Raw genomic sequence first — 15,150 nt, 5'->3', positions numbered from 1 at the left:
AAATTTAAATTAATGAAAAATATTATAAAGTTTCTTTTCGCAATGATAGCTGTCATGATGGTTTGGTCTTGCGAAAAAGATGAGGATCAGGCTGTTTTATCTTTAAAATCTGAACCAACACTTAAAGCAAGTGTAACTACTTTGGCTTTAACAAGTGCCAATGCAAACAACAATGCAATTACTTTTACCATTACTCCTGCAGATTATACTCCTGAAGTAGAAATCACGAATGTATTACAGTTTTCGGTGACAGGAAATAGTTTTGCAAAAGTAAAAGAGGCAGGATTAGGCAATGGAATATTATCTAAATCGTATACAGTATTAGAATTTAATGCTTTAATGTTAAGTTTAGGATTGTCTACTGGTGTTGCTTCTGACGTTGATATTAGATTAAAAACTACTGTAGGAAAAGGTGCGCCTGTTTACTCCGCAGTGCAGAAAATTTCGGTAAATCCATATGCATTAATTTCTTATATGTATGCTCCCGGTAAATATCAGGGATGGGATCCCGGTACAGCAAATACTCTAGTATCTCCCAATTCTAATGGAATTTATGTTGGTTATATTAAATTTCTGGCAACTGCAGATAATGGACTTGCATTCAAGATTAACCCACAGAAAAACTGGGATAATTCTTATGGAACAAATAGCCAGTTTTCAGCAGCGACAAATACAATTCCCATTTTATATAATGCTGGTGGCGATATCGTAGGTCCCGGTCTTGGTTATTATCAGGCTACAGTAGATACGAATGCCAATACTCTCAAAATGATTCCATACCAGATGAGTATAATAGGATCTGCAACTCCTGGTGGTAACTGGAATACAGATATAGATATGGTCTGGGACAATTCTCAGTTAAAATGGACCGCAACAGCAACTTTTTTAGCTGGAGAATTTAAATTCAGACTCAATCATGACTGGAGTCAGCCGAATTGGGGAGGTGCCGGAGGAATCGCTTCAACTTCTGGAGCTAATTTAACGATTTCAGCAGGTCAGCACACGATAACTTTCGATCCGTATGCACTTACCTACACTATAAATTAGTAACGATTAATTCTTTAAAACTGTTGCTTTACGGCAGCAGTTTTATTTTTAAAGTATATATAATAATCAATATGAAGAAAATGACAATCGGAGCATTTTTGCTCTCCATGATGTTTGGTGGTGCCAATGCACAATCTTTAAAATCTCCTGACGGAAAATTTGAAATGGATTTTCAGTTAAAAGGAGGTGTTCCTTATTATAATCTGAAATTTAACGGGAAAACAGTCGTTGAAGATTCGAAATTAGGATTGAGAATTTTTAAGGACTCTTCAATAAAATTTGCGTCGGAAATCGCAAAACCTGAAGATGCAAAGTTTGATCTGAACAGCGGTTTTACAAAAACAGCAGAAAAAACAGATTCGAAAAATGAAACATGGCAGCCCGTTCTCGGCGAAAAGAAAAATTACATCAACCATTATAATGAACTCGCAGTAACGCTCAATCAGGCGAGTACTGACCGAAACATTATTGTTAAATTCCGACTGTTTAATGACGGTTTGGGATTCAGATATGAATTTCCCCAGCAGAAAAACCTGAACTACTTTGTGATCCGCGAAGAAGATTCTGAAATCGATTTCCCTTCTGATATGAAAGCCTGGTGGATGGTTGCAGACTACGACTCACAGGAATATCAGTACCAGGAAACAAAAGTGTCCGAGATTCCCGGAAGATGGGCCAAAGCAGCGGATGCCAATGCTTCTCAGACTTTAATTAAAAATGCAGTACAGTCACCGCTGATGCTGAAAAGAGAAGGTAAAGAGCCATTATATATCAATGTTGCAGAAGCAGCAGTTTTAGACTATCCCGCTTCACATCTTGAAGTGGATGCAGAGAATTTTAAATTCAAAACCCACCTTACAGCAGACAGACAAGGTGCGAAAGGCTATATGCAGACGCCACAGGTGACCCCATGGAGAACAATCATTGTGGCTCCGAAAGCAGAAGATGTGATGGATTCCAAAATGATTTTTAACCTGAATGAACCCACAAAATATACTGATACTTCATACATCAAGCCTACAAAATATATGGGCGTATGGTGGGAAATGATCATTGGTAAATCTCAATGGGCTTATGGTCAGCCTGAATCAAATGTACGTCTTGGCCAGACAGATTTTTCAAAACTGACCCCAAACGGAAAACATGGTGCCAACAATACCAAAGTGAAAGAATATATAGATTTTGCTGCTGAAAACGGTTTCCAGGGGCTCCTGATAGAAGGCTGGAATATTGGCTGGGAAGACTGGTTCGGACGTTCAAAGGAATATGTATTTGATTTTATTACCCCTTACCCGGATTTTGATATCAAAATGCTTAATGAGTATGCGCACTCAAAAGGTCTGGATCTGATCATGCACCACGAAACGTCAGGATCAGCTACAAACTACGAAAGATGGTCTGACAAAGCTTTTCAGTTGATGAATAAATACGGATACAAATCCGTAAAAACAGGTTATGTAGGGGATGTTATCCCGAGAGGAGAACATCACTATTCACAGTGGATGATCAACCATTACTACAGAATCGTTGAAAAAGCAAACGAATATAAAATAATGGTTAACTCTCACGAGTCTGTAAGACCGACCGGAGAAAGCCGCACCTATCCTAATTATATCTCTGCAGAAGCTGCACGTGGAACGGAATACGAGGCTTTCGGAGGAAATAATCCCGATCACCAGACGATTCTTCCGTTCACCAGATGGATGGGAGGTTCTATGGATTATACACCGGGAATTTTCCAGACAAAATTAGATTACTATTTTCCTGGTGATACGCGTTTTGTGAAAACCACCCTTGCCAAGCAGCTCGCCTTATATGTAACCATGTATATGCCGCTACAGATGGCTGCTGACTTACCTGAAAACTATAAAAAGCATATGGATGCTTTCCAGTTTATCAAGGATGTTGCTGCAGATTGGGATGATACGAAGATTTTATCTGCTGAGCCGGGTGATTATGTAATTACTGCAAGAAAAGCAAAAGGAACACAAAACTGGTTTGTTGGCGGAATTACTGATGAGAATAAACGGGAGTACACTGTAGATTTTTCTTTCCTGGATAAAGGCCAGAAGTATGAAGCAACGATCTATGAAGACGGTAAAGATGCTGATTATATAAATAATCCTCAGAGTTACAACATTTATAAAAAGCAGATTACAAGCAAATCGAAGATCAATTTCAAAATGGTCAGAAGTGGAGGTTTTGCGGTTTCCATTAAGCCGGTAAAATAAATATTTCGTAAATTTATAATCCTTAAAATTTAAATTTTAAGGATTATTCTTTTTAGTATCGAAAATCCAATGAAGTTGATCACAAAAATTTTTACCAGGCAGAATACTTTTTTGTTTTTACTTGTTGCCATGGTTGTATTAGCGAAAATTCTGCCATTTCATGAATCTTACAATCAATATTTTAATCTTCCCGGATTTATAGATTGGGGGATAGCCGGAATATTTCTTCTGTACGGATTAAAACTGAATTTAAAAGAGGTTATCAAAGATATTTCCAACTGGAAACTACATCTTTTGATACAGTCCGGAACGTTTATTATTTTTCCTTTACTCGCACTGTTGTTTTATCCTTTTTTAAAAGATACACCGTATTACAATATCTGGCTTTCGGTATTTTTTCTTGCAAGTCTTCCCTCTACAGTTTCATCTTCAGTCGTGATGGTATCGATTGCTAAAGGAAATGTTACTTCTGCTATTTTTAATGCCTCTATTTCAGGGATTATCGGCATTGTGATGACACCGCTTCTGATGAGCTTTTTTTTGAATGCCGGCGGGGAAGGTGGAAACCAAACAGAAATTATTGAACAGCTGTTACTGAAAGTGCTTCTTCCCATTATTTTAGGAGTCTTACTGAATCCGTTTTTTAAAAAATGGGTGACGAAATATTCCCATATTATTTCAGAATTTGACCGGTTGATTATATTACTGATTGTTTATGAAAGTTTTTCAACTGCATTTATTCAGAATATTTTTGTCTCTGTGCCTTCGTTTGTTTTTATTGCACTGGCGTTAAGTGTTGTGTTTTTATTTTTTGCTACCTATCATATACTGAAATTTATTGCAGAGAAAATGAATTTCAAACCTAAAGATATTATTACGGCCACATTCTGTGGTTCAAAAAAATCATTGGTTCACGGTAGCCTTTTTCTGCTGGTTCTGGGCATTGCAGATGATCAGAAAGTGTTATTTCTGCTTCCTGTCATGATTTATCACAGTTTCCAGTTGTTCTATGTCAGCTGGCTGGCCAACAGGATAGCCAGAAGAACAGCAGTCCAAAATTAAATCATCTTTCCGCATGACATCTATTTTTAAAACCGTTTTACTGCCTGTTGTTTCTGCTACCTCATTGATGAGTGCACAGTCCGTCAGTAAAATAATGAAACAGAAAGGATCATTCAGAAAAGACACTTTATTTTCTGTTACAAGTAGTTCAAAACAAACCCGTCTGCCTGTTACCATTATTAAAGGTGAGGAAAAAGGTCCTGTTTTTAGTATCGTTGCAGGGATTCACGGTTATGAATACCCACCGATTATTGCCGTTCAGGAATTATTAAATGAAATAAAACCTGAATTTCTGAAAGGCACCCTGATCATCATTCCGATTGCGAATGTAGAGGCTTTCCAGAAAAGAACTCCATTCCTGAACCCTTTGGATCAAAAAAATTTAAACAACGCTTTTCCTGGATCACCAAACGGAACTCCGACCAGTCAGATTGCCCATCTGATCACTCAGGAGGTGATATCCAATTCAGATATTTTTTTAGATATTCACGGCGGCGATGCCAATGAAGATCTGCTACCTTTCATCTGTTATTACGAAAGAACCGATACGACTGAAAAAACCGATCTGGCGAAGACTTTAGCAAATTACTCAGGGATGGAATACATCGTTTCTTATCCATATACAATAAGCCAGACTGAGCCGGCTAAATATGCTTTCAAACAGGCAACACAACAAGGAATTACCGCATTAAGCATTGAAGCAGGAAAACTCGGAACTGTGCAGGATGAAAGTGTCCGTGAGATCAAAACAGCAGTCTACCGTATGCTTGACTATTCCGGGATGTACAGTTCCAAATCTGAAAATAAGAGGAAAATTCCGGCTTTTCAGATCAACCGTCAGGAATACATCTATGTTCCTGAAAACGGAATTTTCTACAGCAGTTTAAAAAGTGGAGATCAGGTTCGGAAAAATCAGATTTTAGGATATATCACTGACGAATTTGGAAAAAAGAAACATCAGATCATTTCGCAAACTGACGGAATTATTCTTTACAAAATCGGTACACCGCCTGTCAGTAAAGACGAGACACTTTTCTGTATCGGTTATACTCAATCTTAATTTAATTATCATGAAAAAAATATATACCATAATAGCCCTGTCCGCAGCAGCATTAGCTTTTGCACAGATTCAGAAAGTAGAACCCGGGTTTTGGTGGAAAGGCATGAAAAACCCTGACCTGCAGATTCTCGTGTACGGAAAAGATATCGCCAATAATGAAATTGAACTTTCAGATGGCGTTCAGATTAAAGATATACAGAAAGTCGAAAACCCGAATTATGTTTTTCTGACCGTCAATACCAACGAAATCAATGTTTCAGAATTTAAGATCAACCTTAAAAAAGGAAAGAAGAATATCAGTTCTTATACCTACGAGCTGAAACAGAGAAATCCCAATTCTGCCAACAGGGAATCTTTTACTTCAAAAGACGTTATGTACCTGATCATGCCTGACCGCTTTGCCAATGGAGACGAAAAAAATGATTCAACTCCCGATCTGACCGAAAAGGCCAACCGGACTTTACCAAATGGCAGACATGGAGGAGATCTGAAAGGGATTATCAATAATCTTGATTATATACAAAAACTCGGTGCAACGGCAGTTTGGCTGACTCCCGTGAATCAGGATAACGAAAAGGTATATTCCTATCACGGTTATGCCCAGACTGATCTCTATAAAATCGATAGCCGGTACGGAAACAACGAAGATTACCGTGACCTTTCAAGAAAGCTGAACAGCAGAAATATGATGCTGGTCATGGATTATGTCACCAATCACTGGGGGATTTCGCACTGGATGATTAAAGACCTTCCTACAAAAGACTGGATCCACTTATTTTCAGATGAAAAAAACGGTTTTAAACGGTCCAATTATAAAACAACGACGCAATTTGATACCAATGCTTCTGAATCCGACAGAAGAGTAGCTCTGGATGGATGGTTTGATACAACCATGCCTGATATCAATCAGAAAAATCCTTTGGTTTTAAAATACTTAACACAAAATGCAATATGGTGGATTGAATATGCCGAATTAGGCGGTTTCCGGGTTGACACTTATCCGTATAACAATAAAGAAGCGATGGCAAAGTGGGCAAAGGCAATTACTGATGAATATCCAAAATTCAATATCGTCGGCGAAACCTGGCTGAATACAGTAGGTCACATTTCAGCATGGCAGAAAGATTCAAAAACAGGAGAAGCAGCTCAGTATAATTCATATCTGCCTTCGGTGATGGATTTTATGCTGTATGGCGATCTGCCAAAAGCGATTAAAGAAAATGATGGCTGGGACAGCGGAATGAACAGGATTTACAACAGTTTATCCAGTGATTTTCTTTATCCGGATATTAATAATGTCATGGTTTTCTTTGAAAATCACGACACTGAAAGATGGAATGAGATTTTTAACAACGATCCTAAAGCTTACAAATTAGGACTGACTTTAATTTCAACTGTCCGTGGAATTCCGCAAATTTACTACGGCTCTGAAGTAGGAATGAGAGGTGATAAAAATAAAGGTGGCGATGCAGATATCCGTAGAGACTTTCCCGGTGGCTGGAAATCAGATAAACAAAATGCTTTTGATTATTCTTCCCAAACCCCCGAGCAGAAAGAGTTTTACAGTTTCACACAGAAATTGCTGAACTGGAGAAAAGGGAAAGAAGTTATTCACACAGGAAAAACTAAAAATTTCGTTCCCCAGAATAATGTTTTTGTGTATTTTAGATACAACGAAAATGAAACCGTGATGGTTGTCGTTAATAATAATGAAAAGGAAGAAATGATAGATCTGAAACGTTTTTCGGAAGCGATCAAATCTTCAACTAAAGGGAAAGAAGTGATTTCAGAAAAAGAAATTTCTCTGAAAGAGAATCTGACAATTCCTGCTAAAACGTCCATGATTATTGAATTGAAATAAATTAAACATGAGAAAAATAACAAAATTTACGGCAGTCATTCTGCTGATTTTCGCTTTTACGACGATATCCGGACAGTCAAAATCTGAGAAGGCAAGAGGTGAAATAGGCGCGATGCTCGATGCATTCAATATTGCTGCTGCAAATGCAGATTACACAACTTATTTCGGTTTCTTCGCCGATGAATCGACCTTTATCGGTACTGATGCCACGGAAATCTGGGATAAAAAAGAATTCATGGTTTGGGCAAAACCATATTTCGATAAAAAGAAGACCTGGAATTTCACTTCATTAAAAAGAAATATTCATTTCAGCAAAGATGAAAAGCTTGCATGGTTTGATGAACTGCTTGATACCCAAATGAAGATATGCCGTGGTTCTGGAGTTTTGGAAAAAGTAAATGGAAAATGGAAGGTAAAGCAGTATGTGCTTTCAATGACGGTTCCTAATGAAGTGGTAGATCAGGTCGTTGTTCAGAAATCTCCGCTTGAAGATCTTTTAATCCAGCAATTAAAATCAAAATAATGAATAAAAGCGCAGCACCTTCATTTACAGGAAGGAAAAAGCCTAATCTTTCAATGCTTCAGATTATCAACATGAGCATGGGATTTTTGGGAATTCAGATGGCTTTCGGTCTTCAGAACGGTAATGCCAGCCGTATTCTTGGAAATTTCGGTGCAGATGTTCACGAACTTTCATGGTTCTGGCTGGTTGCTCCGGTAACAGGACTGATTGTCCAGCCCATCATCGGTCACATGGGCGACAATACCTGGAGTCCTTTAGGAAGAAGAAAACCTTATTTTTTAATAGGCGCTGTTCTTTGTGCTATCGGTCTGGTCTTACTTCCTAATGCAGCTTCTGCAACGCAGATGATGGCTGCAAATGTTCTGCTTCTGGCAGTGATTTTCCTCGCCATGATGGATGCTTCCATCAATGTTGCAATGGAACCTTTCCGTGCTTTGGTGGGAGATATGCTTCCGAAGCATCAGGGAACTCTGGGGTTTTCTGTACAGACTATTTTAATCGGGATTGGTGCTGTGATCGGATCATATTTACCGGATTGGCTTACTAAATTAGGGGTTTCAAATGTTGCGAAGGAAGGTTTTGTTGCAGATAACGTGATTTATGCATTTTATTGTGGCGCTGGAATTCTTTTGCTGACTATCATTTATACGATCGTTACCACAAAAGAATATTCGCCGAAAGAATTTGCTGAGTTTGAAGGAGGAAAAGAAGTTGTGGAGCAGCCTTCAAAATTGTCAGATATTTTCACTGATTTTGCTAAAATCCCGACATTGATGAAAAAACTGGGCATCGTTCAGTTCTTTTCCTGGTTTGCCCTGTTTACCATGTGGGTTTTCACAACGAGTGCTTTGGCTACCCATCATTTCGGACTTTCTCCTGAAGATACGCATTCCGCTGAATTCAATAAAGCAGGTGATCTTACAGGGAAATTGTTTGGAATGTATAATCTCTGGGCGATTCCTTTTGCATTTCTGTTAACACCGATTGCCAAATGGATCGGAAAGAAACAGACCCATGCTTTGGCACTCCTTTGTGGAGGAGTAGGTTTGATTTCAATGTATTTTATCAAAGATACCTCGTTGTTATGGATTTCCATGATCGGGCTTGGCTTTGCCTGGGCAAGTATACTCGCAATGCCTTATGCCATGCTGATTGATGCCATCCCACAGCGTAAAATGGGTGTCTTTATGGGAATTTTTAATTTCTTTATTGTGATTCCACAGATCATCAACGGTCTTTTTGGAGGTCCTATTGTAAAAGGTGCATTCGGAAATCATGCGATGGGCTATGTAGTTGTAGGAGGAATATGTATGCTTTTAGGAGCGGTGTTGACGATGATCTTCATTAAAACTGATGATGATTCAGATCCAAAGGAAATTCAGGAAGAAATTCAGCAGGTTCACTTTTAAATTTGATATGCAACAGTTGAAATACAATGTAAGAATATAATTTAATAGGGAAATTTAATATACCTGTCAACATAAGCGGACTTCAGTCCGCTTTTTCAGTCTATAAAGATAGAGAGCTTCAGTCAAAAACCTATTTCTCTTTCCGGAACTTCTTATCTTACATCAACATTCTTCCATCAAATTTTGACGAATTTTGCTTTAATAAATTTAAACATCACAATTAATCATTAATCATTAATCATTACTTATAAATTATGAAAACAGTATATCACAAAGCAGATTCAAGAGGCCATGCAGATCACGGCTGGTTAAATTCTTACCATACTTTCAGTTTTGCCAATTATCAGAACAGGGAAAGATCGAATTTTGGAGTATTGAGAGTTTTAAACGACGACACCGTTTCTCAGGGAATGGGTTTCGGAACACATCCTCACAAAAACATGGAAATTATTTCAATTCCGTTGGAGGGAAACTTAGAGCATAAAGATTCCATGGGGACTACAGCAGTAATCAGGAAAGGTGAAATTCAGGTGATGAGTGCGGGGACAGGAGTTATGCACAGTGAATATAATCAGAATAAAGATGAAGCTGTAAAATTCCTGCAGATATGGGTTTTTCCGAGAGAAGAAAATGTTGAACCGAGATATGATCAGAAAAGCATCAGAGAAGGACAGAAAACCAACGGATTCCAGCAGATCTTATCACCCGATAAAAATGATGAGGGTGTATGGATTCATCAGGATGCATGGTTTAACTTAGCTAACTTTACGCAAGGAAACGGAAAAAATTATACAGTCCATAAAAAAGGAAATGGTGTTTACGCATTTGTATTAAAAGGAAGTGCAAAGGTGGGAGACAGGATTTTAAATGAAAAAGACGGCTTAGGAATCTGGGATACCCAAAGTTTCAATATCGAAGCGGTAGAAGATACCGAAATCCTGCTTATGGAAGTTCCAATGGATTTACCGTCTTATCTAAAATAAACAGCTAATTTTGTACCGCGAAAAAAACGTTCTGTAATTCTCCTCCATTGAAGGAATGACCAGAATTCAGAATAAATTTTTGAAGGGATTGTTGAACAGCAGTCACTAAAAAAGAATAACAAGCCCTAAATTGGTTATAAGTAGGGCATCAAGTAAAATCATCTGGTAAAATAAAAAACAAGACAACAATTATAAAAATGAAAATATTAGCCATCGCCGGAAGTAATTCTGACACCTCCATCAACAGACAGTTGGTAACTTATGCCACAACATTATTTGAAAATGCAGAAGTTGAAATCGTGGACATGAACGATTTTGAAATGCCGATTTACAAGCACCAGAGAGAAGTAGAAAATGGAGTTCCGCAGAAAGCTCAGGATTTTGCAGCAAAAATCGATGCTGCGGATATACTTTTAGTTTCATTATCCGAACATAACGGAACTTATTCTACCGCTTTCAAAAACGTTTTTGACTGGACTTCAAGAATCAAAAACCGCGCAGTCTGGAATGAAGTTCCTATGTTGCTTATGGCAACTGCTCCGGGAGGAAGAGGTGGTTTAGGAGTTTTGGAAGCAGCAGAAAAACGTTTTCCTTTACATGGTGGAAATATTATTGATACGTTTACACTCCCTTTTTTTAACGATCAGTTCGATAAAGAAAATCAAAAAATTGCTCATCCGGAAAAAGAGACTGAGTTACGGGAAAAAGTGAATAAGATTTCAGCACTTGAAAGAATCCTTGAAAAATAGCATTTGAATATTAACTTAAAATTAATATCTTTGCAAAAAGAAAAAAGATGAAGATTCAGTCCACTCTCAAAGAATGTTTTTCAGGTAATGGAAAAACTGTGGACTCTGAAACTCTCAGATAAAACATCAGCCGATAATCTACAAGGATTGTCGGCTTTTTATTTTCTTTAAATCAAATTAAAAGTTAATGTCAAAGGATAAAAGAAGTCAGTCTGCAATCTGAAATCTAGCATCTGAAAATCTAAAATAACAATGAGCAATACGTACAAATCTGCAGGAGTAGACAAAGAAGAAGGATACAAAACCGTTGATAAAATCAAAAAGGCGGTAGGTGAAACCCACAATTCCAATGTACTGAACCACTTGGGAAGCTTTGGTGCTTTCTATGAAATCGGAGGCTACAAAAACCCGGTTTTAGTTTCAGGAACCGATGGGGTAGGAACGAAACTGAAAGTTGCTTTAGATTCAAAAAGATATGATTCTATCGGGGTAGACTGTTTCGCAATGTGTGCCAACGACATCCTTTGTCACGGTGCGAAGCCTCTGTTTTTCCTGGATTATTTAGCTTGCGGAAAGCTGGATTCTGAGATTGCTGCAGAAATCGTTTTGGGAATGGTGAAAGCCTGTAAAGATAACAACTGTGCACTGATCGGCGGTGAAACTGCTGAAATGCCGGGAATGTATCAGCCCGGAGACTATGATGTAGCCGGTTTCTGTGTAGGGATTGTTGAAAAAGACCAGATCATTGATGGTTCGACCATCAAAGCCGGAGACAGAATCATTGCTTTGCCAAGTTCAGGATTTCATTCAAACGGATTTTCTCTGGTAAGAAAAATATTCCCTGATTTTGAAGAAGAATTTGAAGGAAAGCCTCTGTTTGAAACACTTTTGGTTCCTACAAGATTATATTATAAAGACATCCATAAAGTTATCGAAGAAGTGAAGGTTTCAGGAATTGCCCATATTACAGGCGGTGGTCTGTATGAAAACATTCCAAGAATTATCGGTGACGGATTATGTGCTTCTATTGATGCTTCAAAAATTCAGATTCCAGGGGTAATGCTTGAACTTGAAAAAAGAGGAAATATAGCCCGTGAAGAAATGTTCGGAACATTCAATATGGGAGTAGGGATGATCATTGTTGTTGATCCCGAGCATGCAGAGAAAGTACTTCACCTTTTGGATGATGCATACGAAATCGGAGAAATTACAGAGGGAAGCGAAAAAATACTTCTTTCAATATAACAATCTTCCAGTGTACCAATGTACTAATTGTTCAATTTATCAATGTATCAATCTTTTCAGTGTAACAATTTACCAATATACTAATGTACCAATTTTTCAATTTATCAATTTACCAATGTGTCAATTTTCCATTTTGAAAGTACTGTTACATTAATCAGATTATTACATTAATTAAATTATTACATTGATTACATTGTTACATTAACCCTATTGTTACACTGATTACATTGATCCAATTGTTACATTAATTCGCTTGCTACCTTAATTTATGAAAAACCTAGTTATACTTGTTTCAGGTTCGGGAACAAATCTTCAGAGGATTATCGACACTATTGACAGCGGAGAAATCCGGAATGCAAGAGTTTCATTAGTGGTTGCTGACAGGGAATGTTACGGACTTGAAAGAGCAGGAAAACACAATATAGAGCATGTTCTTATTCCCAGAGGAAAAAACTTCAGCAGTGAGTTGGACGGGATTATTCCTGAAAATACGGATTTAATTGTTTTAGCCGGGTTTTTATCAATCCTGAAAGCTGAATTTTGTGAAAAGTGGAATGGTAAGATAATCAATATTCATCCTGCACTGCTTCCAAAATATGGAGGTAAGGGAATGTGGGGACATCATGTTCATCATGCGGTGATTGAAGCAAAAGAAAAGGAAAGTGGTGCTACGGTACATTTTGTGACTGCAGGAATTGATGAAGGTGAATCCATTCTTCAGAAATCATTCGAAGTAACAGAAAATGATACCCCTGAAACATTAGCGGACAAAGTCCATCAGACCGAATATGAAATCTTTCCGATCGCCATTAACAAAGTATTGAACAATCTACCAATTTAGTTAATATACCAATCTGGAAATGTAACAATGTTTTGAATGTAACAATATACCAATAAAATCAGTGTAACAATATAATCAATGTAATAATATAATCAATGTAGGAATGTAATAATAGACTGAGGTATGAATATTGAGAATTAGCTCCATTTATTGAATTGAAACATTATTACATTTATCGAATTGATTCAATGTTACATATTAAACATTGATATATTTTTACATTGATAGACATTGCTACATTAATCAAATTGATTCACTGTTACATTTAAAACATTGATACACTGCTAAATTGATAACATTACAACATTGTTACATTTACTGAATTGATACATTGTTATATTGAAAAACTGAAAACTGAAAAATCTAAGTAAAAATAAAGATCGGAGGTGAAAGAACCGGTCTACAGTTTGAAATAGCTGTAAAAAGTAAAATTGAAAAGTCCGGAAGGACAGGCATAGGATAAAACCTTATGCAAAATGAAAGTAAAAATGAGTGAAAATCGTAATACTGCGGTTTTCACTTCAAAAAAAGAAAAAATCTATGAGCAAGAGAGTTTTGATCAGTGTTTCTGACAAAAGCGGATTAACTGAATTCGCACAGTTTTTAGAATCTCAGAATTATGAATTGATTTCTACGGGAGGAACGTTCAAACATTTGAAAGAAGCTGGACTGAATCCGATTCAGATCGATGAGGTAACTGATTTTCCTGAAATGCTTGACGGAAGAGTGAAAACTTTACACCCGAAAGTTCATGGTGGTTTACTGGCAGTTCGATCAAATGAAGAGCACATGAAAACCGTTCAGGAGCACAATATTGGTCTGATTGATATGGTGATTGTGAATCTGTATCCTTTTTTTGAAAATGTCAACAAAGATATTTCTTTACATGAAAAGGTAGAATTCATTGACATCGGAGGTCCGTCAATGCTTCGTTCAGCGGCTAAAAACTTTGATTCTGTAACGGTAATTACCGACGTGGAAGATTATGCGAAAGTGAAAATCGAAATGGAGCAGAACGGTGATACCTTCATTGAAACCCGTAAGAAACTGGCAGGAAAAGTATTTAATCTCACTTCTGCTTATGATGCTGCAATCTCAAGAATGCTTCTTGAGGAAGATTATCCTACGTACCTGAGTGCTTCTTATAAAAAAGTTTCTGACCTGAGATACGGTGAAAACCCACATCAGACTGCAGCGTATTATGTTTCTACTTTTGAGAACGGTGCAATGAAAGATTTCGAGCAGTTGGGAGGCAAAGAGTTGTCGTTCAATAATCTTCGCGATATGGATCTCTGCTGGAAAGTAGTGACCGAATTCAAAGACGAAATGGCCTGTTGTGCCGTTAAGCATTCTACCCCTTGCGGAGTTGCAATCGGAACTTCAGCATTAGAAACTTACCGGAAAACTTTTGAATGTGATCCTGTTTCTATTTTCGGAGGCATTGTTGCCGCAAATTTCAGGATTGATGCTGCGACAGCTGAAGAATTAAACAAAACTTTCCTGGAAATCGTCATGGCTCCTGATTTTGATGAGGATGCTCTCGATATTTTAAGAAAAAAGAAAAATGTAAGAATTATAAAAATCGTTAATCCTGTTTCAGACAAGCAGACATGGGTGAAGGTGGACGGTGGAATCCTGGTTCAGGACAACGACAGTATTTTTTCAGATGATATCAAAGTGGTCACTGAAACTCAGCCTACTGACGGGCAGCAGAAAGCTTTATTATTCTCTCAGAGAGTCGTAAAATATGTAAAATCAAATGCAATTGTTGTTTCAAACGGTATTCAGGCATTCGGAATCGGAGGTGGCCAGGTCAACAGAATCTGGGCAACTCAGCAGGCCATCGAAAGAGCAAAGGAGAAATTCACCGGAGATCTTGTTTTGGCTTCAGATGCATTTTTCCCTTTCCGTGATGTCGTAGATTTCTGCGCTCAGGAAGGTATTACTGCCATTATTCAGCCTGGTGGAAGCGTAAAAGACCAGGAAAGTATTGATGCTGCCAATGAACATAAAATTCCAATGATGTTCACCGGTGTAAGACATTTCTTTCATTAAAATTGAATTAAAATAGTAATGGGCGATTGTATTTATAGCATTCAAAATTATATATTTGTAAATTAGACTAGATAATAAATAAAG

12 protein-coding genes are annotated in these 15,150 nt (G+C 37.5%); all 12 read left to right on the top strand.

Annotated features, from left to right (window positions below):
• Positions 1-12 precede the first annotated feature (12 nt).
• The 12 genes from AC2A07_RS03855 to purH all read left to right on the top strand — a co-directional run bounded on the left by AC2A07_RS03855 (position 13) and on the right by purH (position 15,066).
• Complete coding sequence (locus AC2A07_RS03855) at positions 13-1,047, top strand: SusE domain-containing protein (protein WP_484049295.1); 1,035 nt, start codon at positions 13-15, stop codon at positions 1,045-1,047.
• Positions 1,048-1,118: 71 nt separating this feature from the next.
• Positions 1,119-3,278 (top strand): glycoside hydrolase family 97 protein, encoded by a 2,160-nt coding sequence (locus AC2A07_RS03850; protein ID WP_484049294.1) that lies wholly within the window; start codon positions 1,119-1,121, stop codon positions 3,276-3,278.
• Positions 3,279-3,347: 69 nt separating this feature from the next.
• A complete protein-coding gene (locus AC2A07_RS03845; protein ID WP_484049293.1) occupies positions 3,348-4,340 on the top strand; it encodes a bile acid:sodium symporter family protein in 993 nt (330 codons plus the stop codon).
• 13 nt (positions 4,341-4,353) lie between these two features.
• Positions 4,354-5,400, top strand: coding sequence for a succinylglutamate desuccinylase/aspartoacylase family protein (locus AC2A07_RS03840; protein ID WP_484049292.1), 1,047 nt, complete (start codon positions 4,354-4,356; stop codon positions 5,398-5,400).
• Between the two features lie 10 nt (positions 5,401-5,410).
• On the top strand, positions 5,411-7,261 hold the full coding sequence (locus AC2A07_RS03835; protein WP_484049291.1) for a glycoside hydrolase family 13 protein: 1,851 nt from the start codon (positions 5,411-5,413) through the stop codon (positions 7,259-7,261).
• Between the two features lie 7 nt (positions 7,262-7,268).
• Positions 7,269-7,784 carry a nuclear transport factor 2 family protein gene (locus AC2A07_RS03830; protein ID WP_484049290.1) on the top strand — a complete coding sequence of 172 codons (516 nt, stop codon included), beginning with the start codon at positions 7,269-7,271 and terminating at the stop codon, positions 7,782-7,784.
• The gene (locus AC2A07_RS03825; RefSeq protein WP_484049289.1) at positions 7,784-9,193 is read left to right on the top strand and encodes an MFS transporter; all 1,410 of its coding nucleotides are present in this window, start codon (positions 7,784-7,786) and stop codon (positions 9,191-9,193) included. Before AC2A07_RS03830 ends, AC2A07_RS03825 begins: the two co-directional genes overlap by 1 nt.
• Before the next feature lie 254 nt (positions 9,194-9,447).
• A complete protein-coding gene (locus AC2A07_RS03820; protein WP_484049288.1) occupies positions 9,448-10,176 on the top strand; it encodes a pirin family protein in 729 nt (242 codons plus the stop codon).
• A 197-nt stretch (positions 10,177-10,373) separates the two neighbouring features.
• On the top strand, positions 10,374-10,925 hold the full coding sequence (locus AC2A07_RS03815) for an NADPH-dependent FMN reductase (RefSeq protein WP_484049287.1): 552 nt from the start codon (positions 10,374-10,376) through the stop codon (positions 10,923-10,925).
• Positions 10,926-11,177: 252 nt separating this feature from the next.
• Entirely contained in the window at positions 11,178-12,170 is a 993-nt protein-coding gene (gene purM / locus AC2A07_RS03810) for a phosphoribosylformylglycinamidine cyclo-ligase (RefSeq protein WP_484049286.1), read from the top strand.
• Between the two features lie 268 nt (positions 12,171-12,438).
• The gene (purN, locus tag AC2A07_RS03805) at positions 12,439-13,011 is read left to right on the top strand and encodes a phosphoribosylglycinamide formyltransferase (protein ID WP_484049285.1); all 573 of its coding nucleotides are present in this window, start codon (positions 12,439-12,441) and stop codon (positions 13,009-13,011) included.
• Positions 13,012-13,551: 540 nt separating this feature from the next.
• Positions 13,552-15,066, top strand: coding sequence for a bifunctional phosphoribosylaminoimidazolecarboxamide formyltransferase/IMP cyclohydrolase (gene purH / locus AC2A07_RS03800; RefSeq protein WP_484049284.1), 1,515 nt, complete (start codon positions 13,552-13,554; stop codon positions 15,064-15,066).
• Positions 15,067-15,150: the final 84 nt, after the last annotated feature.

It is taken from the genome of Chryseobacterium sp. HNCC26DJ238 (assembly GCF_057180465.1).
Note: the sequence above shows the minus strand (reverse complement) of the source record. Positions and strands in the feature narration are given on the sequence as shown.

Bases quoted from the DNA above. Each gene is read 5' to 3' on its own strand.
- AC2A07_RS03825 (WP_484049289.1), top strand. From the start codon at position 7,784: ATGAATAAAAGCGCAGCACCTTCATTTACAGGAAGGAAAAAGCCTAAT.
- purN (WP_484049285.1), top strand. From the start codon at position 12,439: ATGAAAAACCTAGTTATACTTGTTTCAGGTTCGGGAACAAATCTTCAG.
- AC2A07_RS03835 (WP_484049291.1), top strand. From the start codon at position 5,411: ATGAAAAAAATATATACCATAATAGCCCTGTCCGCAGCAGCATTAGCT.
- AC2A07_RS03820 (WP_484049288.1), top strand. From the start codon at position 9,448: ATGAAAACAGTATATCACAAAGCAGATTCAAGAGGCCATGCAGATCAC.
- purH (WP_484049284.1), top strand. From the start codon at position 13,552: ATGAGCAAGAGAGTTTTGATCAGTGTTTCTGACAAAAGCGGATTAACT.
- AC2A07_RS03850 (WP_484049294.1), top strand. From the start codon at position 1,119: ATGAAGAAAATGACAATCGGAGCATTTTTGCTCTCCATGATGTTTGGT.
- AC2A07_RS03840 (WP_484049292.1), top strand. From the start codon at position 4,354: ATGACATCTATTTTTAAAACCGTTTTACTGCCTGTTGTTTCTGCTACC.
- AC2A07_RS03830 (WP_484049290.1), top strand. From the start codon at position 7,269: ATGAGAAAAATAACAAAATTTACGGCAGTCATTCTGCTGATTTTCGCT.
- AC2A07_RS03815 (WP_484049287.1), top strand. From the start codon at position 10,374: ATGAAAATATTAGCCATCGCCGGAAGTAATTCTGACACCTCCATCAAC.
- purM (WP_484049286.1), top strand. From the start codon at position 11,178: ATGAGCAATACGTACAAATCTGCAGGAGTAGACAAAGAAGAAGGATAC.
- AC2A07_RS03845 (WP_484049293.1), top strand. From the start codon at position 3,348: ATGAAGTTGATCACAAAAATTTTTACCAGGCAGAATACTTTTTTGTTT.
- AC2A07_RS03855 (WP_484049295.1), top strand. From the start codon at position 13: ATGAAAAATATTATAAAGTTTCTTTTCGCAATGATAGCTGTCATGATG.